This is a genomic window from Runella salmonicolor, from assembly GCF_024158025.1.
Classification (GTDB): Bacteria; Bacteroidota; Bacteroidia; order Cytophagales; family Spirosomataceae; genus Runella; species Runella salmonicolor.
In genome coordinates this window covers 1-18,114 of record NZ_JAMZEL010000009.1, presented here as the reverse complement: position 1 = coordinate 18,114, position 18,114 = coordinate 1, and the positions used below count along the sequence as shown (strand labels likewise).

Annotated in this window: 10 protein-coding genes; all 10 read left to right on the top strand. The window is 42.5% G+C overall.

Annotation, left to right across the window (positions count from 1 at the left end; translation table 11 throughout):
- Positions 1 to 16 precede the first annotated feature (16 nt).
- Positions 17 to 1,141: a FecR family protein gene (locus tag NCI00_RS19460; RefSeq protein ID WP_253530340.1), complete on the top strand. Its 1,125-nt coding sequence runs from the start codon at positions 17 to 19 to the stop codon at positions 1,139 to 1,141.
- 170 nt (positions 1,142 to 1,311) lie between these two features.
- Entirely contained in the window at positions 1,312 to 4,689 is a 3,378-nt protein-coding gene (locus NCI00_RS19455) for a SusC/RagA family TonB-linked outer membrane protein (RefSeq protein ID WP_253530338.1), read from the top strand.
- Between the two features lie 28 nt (positions 4,690 to 4,717).
- A complete protein-coding gene (locus NCI00_RS19450) occupies positions 4,718 to 6,175 on the top strand; it encodes a RagB/SusD family nutrient uptake outer membrane protein (protein WP_253530336.1) in 1,458 nt (485 codons plus the stop codon).
- Between the two features lie 108 nt (positions 6,176 to 6,283).
- Complete coding sequence (locus NCI00_RS19445; RefSeq protein ID WP_253530334.1) at positions 6,284 to 7,828, top strand: sulfatase; 1,545 nt, start codon at positions 6,284 to 6,286, stop codon at positions 7,826 to 7,828.
- Between the two features lie 360 nt (positions 7,829 to 8,188).
- Positions 8,189 to 8,746: a sigma-70 family RNA polymerase sigma factor gene (locus NCI00_RS19440; protein ID WP_253530332.1), complete on the top strand. Its 558-nt coding sequence runs from the start codon at positions 8,189 to 8,191 to the stop codon at positions 8,744 to 8,746.
- A 12-nt stretch (positions 8,747 to 8,758) separates the two neighbouring features.
- Complete coding sequence (locus NCI00_RS19435; protein WP_253530329.1) at positions 8,759 to 9,763, top strand: FecR family protein; 1,005 nt, start codon at positions 8,759 to 8,761, stop codon at positions 9,761 to 9,763.
- Positions 9,764 to 9,967: 204 nt separating this feature from the next.
- The gene (locus NCI00_RS19430) at positions 9,968 to 13,372 is read left to right on the top strand and encodes a TonB-dependent receptor (RefSeq protein ID WP_253530327.1); all 3,405 of its coding nucleotides are present in this window, start codon (positions 9,968 to 9,970) and stop codon (positions 13,370 to 13,372) included.
- Positions 13,373 to 13,376: 4 nt separating this feature from the next.
- Complete coding sequence (locus NCI00_RS19425; protein ID WP_253530325.1) at positions 13,377 to 15,044, top strand: RagB/SusD family nutrient uptake outer membrane protein; 1,668 nt, start codon at positions 13,377 to 13,379, stop codon at positions 15,042 to 15,044.
- Between the two features lie 111 nt (positions 15,045 to 15,155).
- Entirely contained in the window at positions 15,156 to 17,684 is a 2,529-nt protein-coding gene (locus tag NCI00_RS19420) for an alkaline phosphatase D family protein (protein WP_253530323.1), read from the top strand.
- A 70-nt stretch (positions 17,685 to 17,754) separates the two neighbouring features.
- The gene (locus NCI00_RS19415) at positions 17,755 to 17,997 is read left to right on the top strand and encodes a sulfatase-like hydrolase/transferase (RefSeq protein WP_253530321.1); all 243 of its coding nucleotides are present in this window, start codon (positions 17,755 to 17,757) and stop codon (positions 17,995 to 17,997) included.
- Positions 17,998 to 18,114 lie beyond the last annotated feature (117 nt).

Sequence of the window (18,114 nt, the reverse complement as noted above, 5' to 3'; positions counted from 1 at the left end):
TTTAGTTTTCGATACCATGAATTACGACCATTTTCAACGTAATGATTTCTTGCACAACGACTCGTTTGTGCGGTGGGTGTTGTTTCAAGAAGAAGACTCTTTTTGGCAGGCATTTATAAAGAAACACCCTGCTAAAGCCGACGAAATAGCACAGGCCCAACAACTGATTTTGGCCGTAAAAAAGGCCGAAGGACAAAATACCCCCACCCTCAATCAAAAAGCAGTTTGGGCCAACATTGAAGACATCATTTCCGAAGGAGATGAAATAGAAGCACCAACTGGATTGGTACGTCGCTTTTGGCAAACAACGGCCGGGCCAGTACGCCGAAGCGGGCATTCAGCTTTCAAGTGGGCGGCAAGTTTGGTGTTTTTAGCAGGAGTAGCTTGGCTTTGGACCACAAGGCAACCCGACCACCAAGTCAGTTATCAAGATTTAATAGCCGTTGTTGAAGAAAAAAGCCCCCGTCAGGAAGTGGCAAACGATGGCCCAACCACCAAAAAAATACGCCTCGAAGACGGCACAATGGTACATTTGGAAAAGGGAAGCCGTCTGAGTTTTCCTGTACATTTTGAAACCAACCGCCGCGAAGTGGTACTGAGCGGAGAAGCGTTTTTTGAAGTAGCCGAAAACCCTGCCAAGCCCTTTTATGTCTATGCCAACGAATTGACTACCAAAGTATTGGGAACAAGCTTTAGGGTATCAGCTCTCGAAAATGGCAAGCAAGTAACGGTAAAAGTACAGACGGGCAGGGTATCGGTATTTAAACAAAATCGCGTCGACATTGCCGACCCCGAAACCAAAGGATTGCTCTTGCTGCCCAATCAGCAGGCTATTTTTAACCGAACTAACGAAGTACTAAACCGAAGTTTGGTAGAGGTTCCCGTACCCATTGTCTCACAAAGCCCCTTCGTAAAAAGGCAATTTGACGAAGTAAAAGTAGCGGAGGTATTTGAGGAATTGGAAAAGTTGTTTGGCGTTGAAATCCGCTACAACGAAGATGCGCTTTCAGGCTGTATTTTGACCACTACCATCAGCGATGATTCTCTATACGACCAGCTCGAAGTAATTTGTCAGACTATCGGTGCGGCTTACAAAGAGATTGATGCCCAGATTATTATCGAATCGAAAGGATGCAAGTAAATCATTTGTCGTTAAACCCAACAAATATGTAAACCCAAAATCCCTTAACTCCCCCAAACAAAAAAAAGAGGAAAGATGCTGTCACATCTTTCCCTTGTTGAATCCGCAGGTGTGTACGAAGCACCGCGTTTTCGTGTCTTGCCTTTTCCAAAACAAAAACAATCAAATCTATGTCAAATTTCTTTACCAGAAAAGAGATTTTCTACCTTATGAAAATCACCCTCACCCCGTTGCTGCTCGTTTGTCTGCTGACTACCCTCAGTTTTGCGGAGAATACCTTTGGCCAAGAACGGCTTCAGGAAAAAATTACGCTCAATTTGAAAAATACAGACCTCAAATCTGTGCTCAAAAGCATTGAGCGAAAATCGAACGTTGTTTTTTCTTACCAAAAAGGAGTACTCGCCAACGACGAAAAGCTGACCATTGACATCAAAGACGAAACCTTAGAGTCGGTATTGCAGCGTATTCTCACCCCGCGACAAATCAGCTACCAAGTCATCAAAGCCAACAAGATTGTTTTGATGCGACGTATTTTGGGCAACCTACCCGAAGAAGCCGAACCCAAGCCCGTTCCAACTACCCTCGACCCTAAATTAGACCAAACCGTTACGGGAACCGTAACTGATGAAAGCGGGGGAGGATTGCCTGGCGTGAGTATTTTGGTGAAAGGAACTCAAAAAGGCACAACGACCGATGCCAGTGGAAAATACAAAATAGACGTGCCTGACGAAAAAGCGATTTTGGTATTTTCGTTTGTAGGGTATCTTTCGCAAGAACTGGTTGTTGGCAACAAAGTTCAAATGAATGTTTCACTACTTACAGATACCAAAGCCTTACAAGAAGTAGTGGTGGTGGGATATGGTACCCAGAAAAAAAGTGATTTGACGGGCTCTGTAGCATCAATCAGTGAGAAAGATTTCACACAGGGAGTTAATAACTCAGCTTTACAATTGCTCAATGGAAGGGCAGCTGGCGTGCAAATCAGCCAAAGTAGTTCAGCACCTGGTGGGGCAATAAGTATTCGTATCAGGGGGGCGGGTTCAATCAACAGTAGCAATGATGCACTCATTGTAATTGATGGTTTACCAGGGGCTACAGCTTCTTCGATTAGCCCCGAAGATATAGAATCTATCCAGGTCTTGAAAGATGCTTCCGCTGCTGCTATTTACGGTTCAAGAGCTGCCAACGGGGTGGTTCTTATCACTACCAAGAAAGGGAAAAGTGACGCTCCTACCATGAATTATAGTACCTATTTTGGTGTACAAAGTGTAGCTAAAAAAATGGATTTGTTGAGTACCCAGCAGTACATGAAGGTATTAAACGATATTTCGTTAGAATCAGGTAGTGCACCCAAATTCACACAAGACCAAATCACTGCCATTGGCCAAGGTACTGATTGGCAGGATGCCATCTTCAGAAATGCACTTGCTCAGAATCATCAGCTCTCCTTTTCTGGGGGCTCCGAAAAATCAAGGTATTATATTGGCCTCAACTATTTAAATCAAGATGGTGTGGTAATAGGCTCTAACTTAAAAAAATACAACATCCGTTTGAACTATGAACTCAATCCCATCAAAAACCTAAAGCTTGGTTTAAATATTAATACAAACAGGGCCATAACACAAACGATTCTGACAACCAATTCGGGGAATGAAAACGCGGGGCCTATCAATGCTGCATTACAGTTTGATCCTACCATATCGGCAGAAATAAATGAAAACGGACAATACTCGTTTAATCCACTCATCTCTTTGGAGAATCCTTTAGCACTACTCTATGGTACAAACCAACGAGAGGCTGACAATCGTACTTTTGGGGTCTTATCTGCCGATTATACCCTTTTAAAAGGCTGGACTGCCACCTTGCGGTTTGGGGGAGATATCCAAAATACAAGAAATGATAATTACACAAGCCGATTAACACAAAAAGGGTTATCATCAGGAGGTATTGGGAGCGTGTCGTCAGGCGAAAACCTACATTGGCTTGGAGAGTTTTATACCACCTACAATAAAGTAATTGCCCAAAATCACCAATTATCGGTGGTTCTCGGAGCCACTCTCGAAAAATTTAATTCACTCTCACTTGGGGCATCTTCGAGGGGCTTTTTGTCGGATGCAACCCTCACCGACCTTCTACAAAGCGGAGATGGCGACAAAGGAGACAATATCAGTAGCGGCCATTCCGTCAATAAACTTAACTCCTATCTCGGAAGGTTTAACTACACATTCAAGGATAAGTACTTACTCACAGCTTCTATCAGAACAGATGGTACTTCCCGGTTCTCTCAACAACAAAAATATGCTATTTTTCCGTCGCTGGCTGTAGGATGGCGGATTTCTGAAGAGCCTTTTATGAAGGCAGTCAATGTTTTTAATGAGCTAAAACTCAGAGCAAGCTATGGCCAAAGTGGTAATCAAGCCATCGGAAATTTTGAAACTTTGCAGACTTTTATTGCAGGTGGTAGAGCCGTATTTGGCGATGGTTTAGTACAAGGTGTAGAACCCGCTAGAATTCCTAATCCTGATTTAAGATGGGAAACAACCGAAGAAATAGACCTGGGATTGGATTTTAGTGTACTAAACGGACGTATCAGTGGCTCACTTGAATATTACCGCAAAACAACCCGTGACCAATTGTTTAACAAGCCGCTACCAAATATCTCTGGCTTTGGAAGTATTCGAGTGAATTTCGGGAAAGTGCTCAACAAAGGCGTTGACTTGACACTTCAAACCAACAACTTGGTCAATAAATTTAAGTGGAGTACTACCTTTACTTTGTCAACCCTTAAAAATGAAGTCAAAGAGCTACCCGATTACATTCCACAAATTATTACGGGAGGGGTAGGTTTCACGGCCAACTATGCCATTGTAAAAGTAGGCTATCCCATGAGGGCTTACTATGGATATGAAACAAATGGCATATTCCAAAATACTGGGGAAATTACTGGCTCTGCCCAACCCAATGCCAAGCCAGGTCACCCAAGGTTTGTAGACCAAAACAACGATGGCAAAATAGACCCCAATGATCGAACCATTCTTGGCAGTCCGTTTCCTAATATCACGGCAGGTTTTAGCAATAACTTTTCATTCAAAGGATTTAATCTTAACGTATTAATGACGGCGGTGGATGGCATTAAAACAATGGATAACAATATTGTTGAATCACTCTACCCTGTCAATTTTGAACGTAATCGTATTGCGGTTCATTACCTTGACAGATGGACTCCAAGCAACCCTACCGCCCAATATCCTTCGGGCGTCAATCCAAGTTCCTACGGGGGGGCATTGGCCGTAAATAGTCTTACCGTGACTGATGCTTCTTTTGTACGAATGAAAAACATCACCCTTTCGTACGATTTTTCTTTGCCCAAAAAGAAATTTTTGCGTTCATTATCCGTCTATGTTGCTGCCGACAACCTATTGACAATTACCGACTTTCAAGGCTTTGACCCCGATGCCAATGCCTCTGGAACAGGTATAGAAAGAGCTAGTTACAACAACTATCCTCTCAATAAAACCCTTCGATTGGGGGCAAACATTGGTTTTTGAGTACACAAACATTTAACAGAAAAAGAAAATGAAATATACATATCTTAAGTTGATAATCTTTGGCGGCCTACTGTTTGTTGGGTCAAGTTGCGATAATTTTTTGAAGGAAGAAGTATATACACAGTACGCGCCGGAAGAGTTTTTGAAAAATGAAACTGGTATCCAGAATGTATTGGTGGGTGCATATAGCCAGCTGCAAGTACAGTCCGGGGGCGGGATGCGAGAAGATCAATTTACCCTTTCAGAATTCCCGACGGATATTACACTGGAAAGCGGAGGCCAATTTGAAAAAGATGCCTTACCCTACATCAATTTTCAATGGGATGCCTCTTCTCCTTTTCTCCTTTCTATCTGGGCACGTATGTACCGCGCTATCCGAAATGCTAACGTTTTGTTGGATAATATCGACAATATTACCTCTATTTCTCCCGCAAAATTAGATCTTTACAAATCAGAAGCGAGGTTTATACGGGCGGAGGCATATACGCACTTGCACCGCTATTTTGGGGCAGTACCGCTCTTATTAACAACTAAAACAACTGACTTCCAACTAACTCGACCAAACGATACAGAATTCAATGAGTTTGTTGCAAAAGAACTCAGCGAAGCGGCCAAATTTCTGCCTGTAAAAGCAAATGCACGAGGCAAAGCAGATAAAGGTACGGCACTGGCTGTTTTGTGTAAATTTTACTTGAATACAAAGCAGTGGCAAAAAAGTGCAGATGCTGCCCAAGAAATCATTGCTTTAGGAAAATACCAGTTATTCCCTTCCATCGAGACCCTTTTCTCTGTTGATAATGAAAACAATAACGAATTTATCTTTGTGTATCCTTGTGTAGCACAAGCAGGTTATTCTAATACGTATATGCCCCATGCATTTCCTCCCAACTATCCAATTCAAACCAATTGGATAAATTATGGTGCACAATTCAGAACTTACACATCCTTCATTAAATCTTTTGATCCGAATGATCGGCGTTTTAAAATGATGTTGCTTGAATATACCGATACCAAAGGGGCAAAATTAAAACTCGTTGAAGATGCCAATGGAAAACCATTAGACAATGCACGGAGCTTCAAATACATTCCAGATCCCAATGCCGTATCAGAGAACAACGGAAACGACATTCCTGTCATTCGTTATGCAGATATTTTATTGAGCCGAGCCGAAGCACTCAATGAAATATCAGGCCCCAATCAAATATCTATAGATTTAATAAATCAAATCAGAAAACGAGCCAATGTTCCAAACATCACTTTAAGTAGTTTTCCCACAAAAGAAGCATTGCGGGAGCATCTTCTGAAAGAAAGGGCTTGGGAGTTTTTTACAGAAGGAAAGCGTAGAGAAGATTTAATCAGAATGGGTAGGTTTATTTCAAGTGCTTTAGAAAGAGGTAAAAACGCCAAACCTTTTCATGTGCTTTATCCTCTTCCACAAGCCGAAATAGATGCAAATCCTAATCTTAAACAAAATGACGGCTACTAAATTTTGTTTAAGATTAGAGTTCAAAAAAGGTCATTTATAGTTTAAATGACCTTTTTTGAAATGAATTAAGAAAACCAATTTCTCCAACTTACATAAAGCCTTCTTCGTATGTTTTCAAGCTTGTCAAGAATTTCCTTTTTGTGTAGTTTTTATTTCTTGGCCGTAACTACTTCCCTGTCTCAAAGTCCTACCCAGCCAAATATCATTGTCTTTTTGGTAGATGACATGGGCCTCATGGACACTTCCGTTCCTTTCCTTACTGACGCCAAAGGCAAGCCTAAAAGCCACCCTTTAAACAAATGGTATCGAACACCCAACATGGAAAGATTAGCGTCTTTGGGTACACGTTTTTCTACATTTTATGCCCAAAGTGTGTGTTCTCCCTCGCGTGCAAGTCTCATAACAGGCCAAAACGCCGCTCGCCACAAAACTACCCAATGGATAAATCCTGACGAAAACAACCGAGGTGATTTTGGGCCAAAAGACTGGAACTGGAAAGGATTCGAAAAGACAGACACAGCAACCTTACCCATGTTGCTTCAAAAACAAGGTTATGAAACCATCTATGTAGGCAAAGCGCACTTTGGTCCTTTTGGGTCTGTAGCAGAAAATCCATTGAATTTGGGGTACAATATCAATATAGGCGGCACAGCCATAGGGCATCCTGGTAGCTATTTGGGGAAAGATAATTACGCCCAAAAATTGAACAATGGAAACATAAGGCAACAAGTACCCCATTTAGAAAAATACCATCAAACCGATACTTTTTTAACGGATGCCCTAACCATCGAAGCCAAAAAGGAAATAGACAAGGCGGTAGCCAACAAAAAGCCCTTTTTCTTGCAAATGGCCCATTATGCAGTACATACCCCTTTTACTTTTGACCCCGCTTTTAAAGAACATTATGCTACGGACAAAATGAGTGAAGATGCCCAAAAGTTTGCCAGCATGGTTGAAGGAATAGATCACTCATTAGGTCAGATAATGGATGAGTTAGAAAAATTAGGAATTGCTCAAAATACCCTTATCTTATTTTTGGGTGACAACGGCTCTGATGCACCGCTTGGCCCTACGCATGAGGTTTCGAGTTCTGCACCACTTCGGGGCAAAAAAGGAACACACTACGAAGGTGGAATGCGAATCCCTTTTATTGCCGCTTGGGCCAAACCTCAATCCAACAATCAATGGCAGAAAAAAATGCCGATCAAGCAAGCCGCTGTACAACCCCAACTGGGAACAATCATGGATATTTATCCTACTATTTTAGATCTATTGAGCATAAAAAAACCAAAAGAATATCCAATAGATGGCTTCTCATTGGCTGCCAATCTGGCGGGAAAGCCTAATGTTTCAAAACCCGCAACATTCCTCATGCACTTTCCGCATGACCATCGAAGCAAATATTTTACAAGTTATCGTAATGGTGAATGGAAACTTGTCTATCATTATTTTCCTGAATTGAACCCCGCTCATACCCAATTTGAACTATTTAATCTCTCAACAGACCCTTACGAACAAAATAATCTGGCTCCAACAATGCCCAAAAAGCTCAGACAAATATTCGACCTCATGTGTAAACAACTGGAAAATGAAGGAGCTTTGTACCCAATGGATAAAAACGGGAATGTATTAAAGCCTCAATTTTCAGAATAGGCGTTATCGTGTCGCCGCATCCCTTTTTTCAGTGTTTGCGGAACTTTTGCAAGTAAAAAAACGCCACAGTCGCGCCCATCTTGCGAGCGACTGTGGCATAGCTACTTCTTCTCCAACAGCACCACATTCTCTACATGGTGCGTGCGCGAAAACATATCTACCGGATGCACTTTCATAACATAAAGTAGCGAATTGAAAACAAGATAGGCGATATTCATTACTTCGTCTGTCTTGTTTTTTTTATTGCCCTCAATGCGCTATTCTTGGGTGTTTTGGTATTATTTAAAATAAAAATAGAAATTATTTTAGGGATTTGGCGATGAAAGCGAACCTTAAACAAAATTGAACGATAGTTGACAGATGCACTACCCTCATCTAACTGATGACATATTGATTGATTTTCTGAAAAAAGATGATGCGAAAGCCTTTGAAGTAATCTATCGGAGGTATTGGCGTCAGCTCTACGGATTTGTGTATCAACAGCTGGGTTCAAAGGAGGAAGCCGAAGAAATTGTGCATGATTTGATGTTGAGCCTCTGGCAAAATCGCCAACAATCTCAAATTCAAAATCTGAAAGTATATTTCTTTATCGCAGCCCGCAATTTGACCAACAAATTCATCAAATCCCAAATCAACCTTCGCAAGTACCGCGAATACCAGATTTTACATGAGGTGTATGAGAAAATAGATACCAACGAGATTTTCAATGTCAATGAATTGTCGAAGGCTATCGAGCAAGCCTTGAAGAAAATGCCCGAAAAAACCGCCACAATTTTCAAGATGAGTAAAATAGAAGAGCTCCCTGTCAAGAAAATTGCTTCCCAAATGGATTTGACCGAAAAAGCCGTAGAATACCACATCACTAAATCTTTGAAAATGTTGCGACTATACTTGCAGGATTTTCATTCAGATAATTAAAATTTCGTCCTGATGACAAAGCATGAGTTTGATATACTCTCCGATAAATTTATGAAGGGCGATTGCTCTCCCACCGAAATCGCTTTGATGGAAAAATGGGCGAATTTGCACTTTAACCACCACGACGACAAGGCAATTTTTGAAAGCAACTCAGAACTTCAAGCAATAGATAACCGACTTTGGCAACGCATTCAGACCAATGCTATGCCCCTATCGCAATCCCAAATAAGGCCGCATTTAAAATGGATTTGGTCGGGAGTGGCTGCTGCCTGTGTTGCTTTGGCCATTGGGTATTTTGTATTCATAAACCCTACATCCCCAGGGCTTGCCAGCCAGCCTACGCACGGTATTGAGACCAAAAACATTGATAGTTCGCAACAAAAGGTGGTACTGCCCGACAGTAGTATTGTGATTCTTGCAAAAAATGCCAGCATCATTACCGACGAAAACTATAATCAACAAACCCGAACCGTGTATCTGAAAGGTGAAGCATTTTTTCAAGTGAAACGTAATGAAAAGATACCTTTTTTAGTCCAATCGGGCAATTTAGTAACCGAAGTGCTTGGTACAAGTTTTCGCATTAGCCCACAGCCTAACGGAAAAATGATTGAGGTGTCCGTAAAAACAGGGCGGGTTTCGGTCTATGCAAAAGAGCCTGAACTGTCTAAGAAATTCCACGGTGTGATATTAACGCCCAATCAAAAAGCACTCTTTGATAATGAATTAAAAACCATTCGACAAGAGATTGTGGACACCCCTCAAGTTATTGTTGCTGATATTGCTTCCGCAGACTTTCAATTTGAAGAAGCAAGCATTGAAACGGTATTGGCGCTTATACAAAAGGTATATGGAGTAGAAATTGTGGTGGCCAATCCTGTACTCAACGCTTGCGCATTCACAGGCGATTTGAACGGACTCTCCATGTATAAGCAGTTGGACTTCGTATGCGCCTCTATCAGTGCCAAATACGAAGTGCGCGGTACAACCGTCTTTATTCAAGGAAGTGGCTGCCAGTAAGTAGGTAGCTCATTCAATATTAATGAACCCCTTAACCCAGCATTTACTGCCTATGGCATAATCTAAAATGTAAACAAGCCGACACTGCGTCAACATTATCGGCTTGCTGTGTACCACGCTCAAACGTCAATTTGGGCTTTGTTCGTCAAAACAAAAAGCACACCCAGTTAAAAGATCCCTAAAACCTAAAAACTTTCACAAGTTATGTACAAAAATTTACAGATTCAAACGCAAGTTTGGACTATTATGAAAATGTCATTTCAACAGATTCTGTTTGTTATTTTCTGCTGTGGGATTTCGTCGGCCCATACGTCCAAAGCGCAAGATGTGCTAAACCAGCCACTATCTTTGGACATCAACGGAGTTGAAATAAAAAAGGTGCTTAACCTGATTGAGAAGCAAGCCAAAGTTCGATTTATTTATAGTTCAAGTGCCATCAACATTACCCAAAAGGTAAAAATAAAAGTTAGTAACCAACGCTTAGACTTAGTATTGAAAGAGTTATTGAAACCCTTAGCGGTGAGTTATGTGGTGAGCGATAACCGAATTTTGCTTAAAAAAGAAAAAGAGAGTGTGGGGGCAATCTCCCCAAACATACATGAACCCACAGAAAGAGCTGAAATAACCGACATTGCCATCACAGGGAGCGTCACCGATGAAAGCGGCTCAGGGCTGCCAGGCGTGAGTATTTTGGTGAAGGGTACGCAACGCGGCACAACGACCGACGCCAATGGTAAATATAAAGTCGACGTGGCCAATGCTGATGCTGTACTCGTGTTTTCGTTTGTGGGTTATTTGTCACAAGAAATAGTGGTAGGAAACCAAACCCAGCTAAATGTAAGCCTGAAAGTAGATAACAAAGCCCTTGAAGAAGTGGTGGTGGTGGGTTACGGTACGCAAAAAAAAGTAAACGTAATCGGCTCTGTATCACAGATTTCTTCGAAAGATATTGACAACCGCCCTGTTACGCAGGCATCTCAGGCCATCACAGGACAAATGCCAGGAGTCACTGTGATTCAAAATACAGGACGCCCAGGGGCAAGTGGGGGGCAAATTCGGGTGAGAGGAGTGGGCTCTTTTGGGGCTACGCCCGATGTACTTGTTTTGATAGATGGAATTGCAGGAACGATGAACGACATCAACCCAAATGATATCAAAACCATTTCTGTTTTAAAAGATGCTTCTTCTGCCGCAATTTACGGAGCAAGATCTGCCAATGGCGTTATTTTGATTACCACTAAAAATGGCACATCCGACAAGCTATCTGTAAGTTATGATGGCTATGTGGGTTTCAATGATGCCACTGCTTTTCCTGATTTTGTCAATTCTGCCGACTACGCCGCCATGTACAACATTGCCTCAGGAAGTCAGAGTTTTTCGCCTGCTACGATTGAAAAATATCGCAATCAAAGCGACCCAGACAATTTTCCAAATACCCGTTTTTTAGAGGAAATTTTTTCAAGGTCGGGTTTACAAACAGCGCATACTGTTACGTTGAATGGCGGAAACGATAAAAACCGCTTTTACCTGTCAGGTGGGTTTTTGAACCAGGAAGGAATTGTTGCAAAAAATAGCTTCACACGCTACAATCAGCGATTGACGATACAAAATAAGCTAAGTAATAAAATCGAGTTGAACACACGGATATTTGGCGCATTAGAAACCCGTAAAGAGCCACAAGCTACCGCCAATAAAGGAGGAGGTTTCTTAGATCAGCTCATTCAGAATGCCATTAGATACCCATCAATTTTTGTGGGACAAGCCTCCAACGGCGATTATGGTGTAGGGCCCGAAAGCGGTGGTACACCCGTCTCCTGGCTTGCCTCCGACTCCTATTTGATAAATCCTAACTCAAGATTTGGTATCAATAGTAAGTTGGATTGGAAACCCATCAATGGTCTGACCCTATCGGCGATTGGCGGGTATAATTTTTCGTTGTTTGAGCAAAGGTCTTATTTGGCTTCACAACGCTTAAATGCCAATGTGTTTCAGAATCAAGCGTATTTGAACCAATCGAGCAATAAGGTGATTTTCAAAACCATGCAATACACCGGCGAATATGCCAAAGAAATCAATAAACACAGCTTTAGTTTGTTGGCGGGTTATTCGTTTGAAGAGCAAAATGAGTCTTATTTTAATGGGTATAGACAAGATTTTCCGAGCAATGACTACACAGTGTTGGACATGGGCGGATTTACCAATCAACGTGTCGGTGGTTATGACGATGCTTGGGCGATTCAATCGCTCTTTTCGAGAGCCAAATACAGCTTCAATGAGCGCTACCTATTTGAGGCTACCATACGCAGAGACGGTTCTTCGAGATTTCCTGCAGGAAACAAATACGCTACTTTCCCGTCGGCGGCGGTGGGTTGGCGAGTTTCGGAAGAAGCTTTCATGAAACCCATTACTTGGATTACCGATATGAAATTGAAGGCTTCATGGGGCGTATTGGGTAACCAAAATATCGGAAATTACCCTTACCAACAGGTGCTAAATTCAGGCAGGAACTATCCCTTTGGTAACACTATAAGTACAGGGGCCGCTTATGCCCTCTATCGTGACCCCAACATCAAGTGGGAATCAACAGAGACCTATGACTTAGGCTTAGAGTCCAGTTTTTTCAATGGTAGCCTTAATCTGAATGTTACTTACTTTAACAGAAACACAAGAGATATTCTTTTTAGGCCTTCTTCGAGCGTGTCCACCGTATTGGGTGTAGGGATCAGTGAAACCAATACAGGAGCTGTTGAAAACACAGGCTGGGAATTTGACTTGGGATACCGAGGTAAAAAAGGGAATTGGAAGTATTTTTTCAATGGAAATTTTTCAATTATCAACAACAAGGTGTTGACTTTGGGCCTTGGAAATGTAAACCAACCCAACGGCTACGTGGGCAATGGCTCAGATTTGTTCATCGGCTTTCCCATGCAAATGTACTATGGGTATCTTTCAGACGGTGTTTTCTTAAATGCCAGTGATATTAGTGAGTGGCCAGTACAAACGGCCGTTACGCCAAGACCACAAGCAGGCGACATCAGGTACAAAGACATCAGTGGCCCCAATGGTATGCCAGATGGCAAAGTAGATCCAATCTACGACCGAGCTTACCTTGGAAGCCGTATCCCAAAATACACCTTCGGTGCTAATTTAGGACTTTCATACAGCAATTTTGACCTTTCAGTGTTTATGCAAGGGGTGGCTGGAGTCAAAGGCACGCTGACGGGCTATGCTGGCTATGCGTTTTTTAACTTGGGCAATATCCAAAAATGGCAAATGGATGGCCGATTTAATCCCGACCAACCCACAAGGTATCCAGCCTATCCGAGATTGGAAGAGGTGACAAATAGCGGCACGCCCAATACCGTAACTTCAGACTTTTGGGTCATCAATGCGGCTTACTTGAGAGTTAAAAATGTTCAACTTGGATACAACGTACCTAAGAATATCCTTGAAAAGATGAGGCTGAACAATCTAAAACTCTATGTCACAGGAGAAAATATGTTCTCTTTCAACAGCTTTAGACAAGGTTGGGATCCCGAAATCAATACGGGAGGTGACTACTATCCTATTTTAAGAACTTACACTTTTGGTATCAATTTAAAATTTTAATGATATGAACTATCTCAAACATAACCTTATCATAAAAACGTCTTACTACGGTAAAGCCATAGTACTGACACTACTGATGACCATTTCATTTTCTTGTGAAAAAGCACTGGAACAGTTTCCCAGCAATGCTTTTGCCAAAGATAATTTTTGGACTTCCGAACCCAATGCCAAAATTGCCCTAACGGGTGTGTATAGAGGCAGTATGACCTACGGTACGCAGGTAGTGCCTACAGACTGGTGGAATTATTGCGGATTGGTATTTTTAGAGTTTGCCACCGATAATCTTTACGATCGCCGTGGCGACAATTCTATGCAAAACAGGCTTACAAATGGCACTTTACTGCCCGACAACGCCATAATACTTGGCTATTGGTCAGGCTCTTACAGCCGAATTGCCATTTGCAACGACTTTTTGGAAAACATAGACAAGGTTAAAATGGAACAAGCCAAAATAGACCGCATGAAAGCGGAGGCTTTGTTCATCAGAGCTACCCAATACTTCTATTTATCTCAATATTTTGGTGCTGTTCCGTTAGTAAAGAAAACACTCACGCCCGATAAAGCCAATAATGTGGACAAAGCCCCTAAGAGTGAAGTTGTAAAATTTGTGATTGACGAATTGACGCAAGCTGCCGCCAATCTTCCTTCGTTTGGTGCGCTCAAAGCCGACGAAACGGGCAGAGCCAGCAAACAGGCCGCACTGGCGTTTTTGGGAAGAATCTATCTTGCAGAAAAGAAATTTACCGAAGCCGCTGCTGCCTATAAACAAATCATTGATTTGGGTGCCAACAAAATAGACCCCGACTATCAATCGCTCTTTACCCCCGCCAATGAAAACAGCAGTGAGAATATTTTTAGTATGCAGTATGTACCTGGCGAAACCTCCAATGCGCTCACTCAACATGCCTTCCCAGCGGTGGCTTCGGGTTGGCATATCGTCAACCCAACAGGAAGTATAGCCGATGCCTACGGTTTCGACGATGGCACCCCGCTGTCTTATGATAGTCCTAAGTTCAACTATAAAAATATGGGTGAAAACAGAGACCCACGATTTCGCTATAATCTCTTGTGGGATGGCTCAAAATTTGGCTCAAAAACGTATGTGTGTCACCCTGATTCTACCAAATCATTGGATCAACTTACCTACTCAAAACAAGCGACCAGAACGGGTTATGGCTTGCGTAAGTTTTTTGACGAAAATTTTAATGGCAGTTTGATGACAGATTACGGCGGCAATATGCCCATCATAAGATACGCCGAGGTGTTGTTAAGCTATTTAGAGGCCGAATTAGAAGCAGGGAAACCCATATCACAAGCACTTTTAGACCAAACCATCAATGCCGTACGTGGGCGCGCCTCCGTAAAGATGCCTCCAATCAAAGTAACAGATCCTAATTTGCTCCGACCTATCCTTAGAAACGAGCGCAGAATAGAATTAGCCTTTGAGGGCATTCGTCTTTGGGATATTTTCCGCTGGGATATTGGGGCGGAGGTGCTAAAGGGGGATTTTTGGGGCGCACCTTTTCCCAATTCTCAACTCTACGCCAAAACCTCAAAAAAACTTGACCCTAAGTTCAGATGGTATATCACTTCTAAGAGTTTTAGAAAAGGAATTGACGACCGCTGGCCCATTCCGCAGTCGGAGGTTAACGTCAATCCAAAGCTAAAATAAGCATTCATTGAATATATCCACATCATTTAAAGAGTTACAGCCTCCAATCATAAGGTCTCGTAACTCTTTTTTATACCTAAACAACAAGTTTCCAAATCAATAACACTTTCAATGAAATTAGATAGAAGACAATTTATACAAAATTTAGGGCTGACCTTGCCCGTCGTTTCACCCGAAATAAATCAGTTGCTAAAAGTTGATAATTCTATGCTGAAAGGGCTCGTCTTTACCAAAGACGTACAATTCAAGCAGTCGTTTTCTGACCTTACCGACAGGATTTGGATTGGAAAATCGTTTTGGAGCGTGCCAATGGAAGATTGGGAAATTAAAAACAAAAGACTGGAATTTTCGGGAGTTAGAGAAAATGCTCGACTCCAACTTTTGACGCATTTCCTTCAAAAGGAAGCCGGCGACTTCAAACTAAGTGCTGAATTAGGCCTTTTGGAAGAAAAAAAGGGCGTTGGGGCGGTAGGTTTTAGCATTGGCATCAAAGACCTAACCGACCCTATCAATGTAAAAGCGACTTGCTTTACGGGCAAAGGCATCCAAGCAGGGGTTGATTTAAACCATCAGCTCTTTATTGCCAACGAAAAGGTCGCGTTGCCCGCCTCCTTCAATTTCCAAAAATTTAGTTTGGAGATAACAGGCCATAGCGGAAATGGCAAAACTACCCTCACGCTGACTGCCGTAGATAACAAACGTCAAAAAGCAAGCCTAAACTTTGTGTTGGATAGAGAGTTAGAAGGATATGTCGCCCTTGAGAATAACATCAACCTAAAAAACGGCAGTACTTTTTGGTGGACGAAAATGGAGCTGTCGGGCTCAAAAGTAGCCTATATCCCCCACAATAGCTTTGGGCCAGTACTATGGACAATGTACACGATTTCGCGCTCAAAACTAAAAATGACGGCCCAATTGCCGCCCGTAGGCAAGAAAGACAGCCAACAGGTAGATCTACATTTGTTCAGAAATAATGCGTGGGAAAAAGTTCAGACGGCTATCATCGAAACCGATTCCTACACCGCCCATTTTGTGCTTGACAACTGGGATACGAAAAATGAGGTTTCGTACAAAGTACTTTATAAGTTGGATGGCGAACTGGCGGAATACCCTGGTACGATTAGACAAGAACCCACAGGCCGACCGTTAAAGTTTGGAGGGCTTACTTGTCAAAATCACCTTGGATTTCCGTACAGGCCATTGGTTGAAAATTTGGAAAAAATCAACCCTGATATGCTCTTTTTCTCGGGCGACCAACTCTATGAGGAAAATGGAGGCTATCCCATCAAACGTTTCCCAGAAGATAAATCTATTCTTAGCTATTTGGGGAAATGGTACATGTTTGGCTGGGCTTTTGGGAATATCATGCGCGACCGCCCCACCATCTGCACCCCCGACGACCACGATGTTTTTCAGGGGAATTTGTGGGGGGAAGCAGGTGAATTGGTCTCTTTTGAAAAATGGGAAAAAGTAAAAGATGCCCACGGCGGATTTGTACAAACGCCCAAAATGGTCAATGTGGTCAATAAAACCCAGTGTGGACATTTGCCCGACCCCTACACCAAAGACACCCTGAAATCCGGTATTACCAATTGGTTTACCAGTCTCCAATATGGCCGCGTGAGCTTTGCCATCGTGAGCGACCGCCTCTTTAAATCTGGCCCTGAGATGATTCGCAAAGGCGTTGGACGTATAGACCATGTTACGGAACGAATGAAGCAAGGCGAGTTGGAGGCCGACAGCTTGTCTTTTTTTGGGGACTTACAAATGGAATTTCTCCACAAATGGATAGAAGATTGGCAAGATGCTGATATGAAAGTGCTGTTGAGCCAAACTTTGTTCTCCAATGTAGGTACGCACCACGGCCCTCAAAAAGAGTACTTTTTTGGCGATATGGACTCTGGAGGATGGCCAAAAAAACAACGTGATGAAGTGCTAAAAGTAATACGAAAAGCCGCTGCATTTCATATCAACGGTGACCAACACGTACCTTTTTTGGTACAATACAGCATAGACGAACCCCGCGATAGCGGATGGACTTTCTGCACGCCCGCTATTTCCACAGGGTATCCAAGATGGGGCCAGCCCGATGCTGTCAATATTCCATTTACCAACAGACCTGCACATAATCTGCCAAATACGGGCTGTTATCGTGATATTTTCGGAAACGACAATTACATCTATGCCGTTGGCAACCCTGAAGATGATTTTAGCAAGGAAAAAAATCGATACTTGCTATCTCAAATGAAATCCTCTGGGTTTGGGTTGATTACTTTTGACACCCAAGCGCGAACCATCAAGATAGAAGCTTTTCGTTTTTTGGCTGATTTGGACAAAGATACCCCCGAAAACACCTTTCCCGGTTGGCCTTTCACGATCAACCAACACGACAATGACGGGCGGCGTGCCATGGGTTATTTGCCTCGCTTGAAATTTAAGCAGCCCAATCAACTGGTTAAAATCATCAACGAAGCGACCCAAGAAGTAATCCAAATAATGAGAAGCAAAGGAGATAGTTTTGTGGCTTCGGTTTTTGAAAATGGGAAATATACGATTGTGGTTGGCGAAGATACCGCACAAAAAACCCTGAAAGGAATTGAAATAAGTAGTGACCCCAAAGAAGAACTAAGCATTTCTTGATTTTTTATCCACGCTGACAAGATTCAGACACCTTGTCAGCGTTTTTTGGCGTATTCAACTTGATGAGAGCATGTTAAAAAACGTTTTATTTTCGTTAATCGCCTTCATAGGTGCATCTACTACGGGCTTCGCCCAAAAGCCCAATATCCTCTACATCGTCGCCGACGATGCGGGGCTTGATATGAGTGCTTACGGTAGAAAATGGGTCAACACACCCGCGTTTGATCGCATAGCCAAAGAAGGACTCTTGTTCAAAAACGCATACACCCCCAATGCCAAATGTGCCCCCTCGCGTGCCTGTATGCTCACCTAAAGTATCAACACATCTTTAGTGATTTCTTTCGAGAGTAAATAACCTTGATATTGATCATAGAATCGCTGTAATCCAGTAAAGAAGTCAGTCGGTCCGGGTGGCCTCTGGCTTTGATAA

Excerpts from the sequence above, each read along its gene's own strand:
- NCI00_RS19415 (WP_253530321.1), top strand. The coding sequence starts at position 17,755 with ATGTTAAAAAACGTTTTATTTTCGTTAATCGCCTTCATAGGTGCATCT.
- NCI00_RS19420 (WP_253530323.1), top strand. The coding sequence starts at position 15,156 with ATGAAATTAGATAGAAGACAATTTATACAAAATTTAGGGCTGACCTTG.
- NCI00_RS19445 (WP_253530334.1), top strand. The coding sequence starts at position 6,284 with ATGTTTTCAAGCTTGTCAAGAATTTCCTTTTTGTGTAGTTTTTATTTC.
- NCI00_RS19455 (WP_253530338.1), top strand. The coding sequence starts at position 1,312 with ATGTCAAATTTCTTTACCAGAAAAGAGATTTTCTACCTTATGAAAATC.
- NCI00_RS19435 (WP_253530329.1), top strand. The coding sequence starts at position 8,759 with ATGACAAAGCATGAGTTTGATATACTCTCCGATAAATTTATGAAGGGC.
- NCI00_RS19460 (WP_253530340.1), top strand. The coding sequence starts at position 17 with ATGAATTACGACCATTTTCAACGTAATGATTTCTTGCACAACGACTCG.
- NCI00_RS19440 (WP_253530332.1), top strand. The coding sequence starts at position 8,189 with ATGCACTACCCTCATCTAACTGATGACATATTGATTGATTTTCTGAAA.
- NCI00_RS19425 (WP_253530325.1), top strand. The coding sequence starts at position 13,377 with ATGAACTATCTCAAACATAACCTTATCATAAAAACGTCTTACTACGGT.
- NCI00_RS19450 (WP_253530336.1), top strand. The coding sequence starts at position 4,718 with ATGAAATATACATATCTTAAGTTGATAATCTTTGGCGGCCTACTGTTT.
- NCI00_RS19430 (WP_253530327.1), top strand. The coding sequence starts at position 9,968 with ATGTACAAAAATTTACAGATTCAAACGCAAGTTTGGACTATTATGAAA.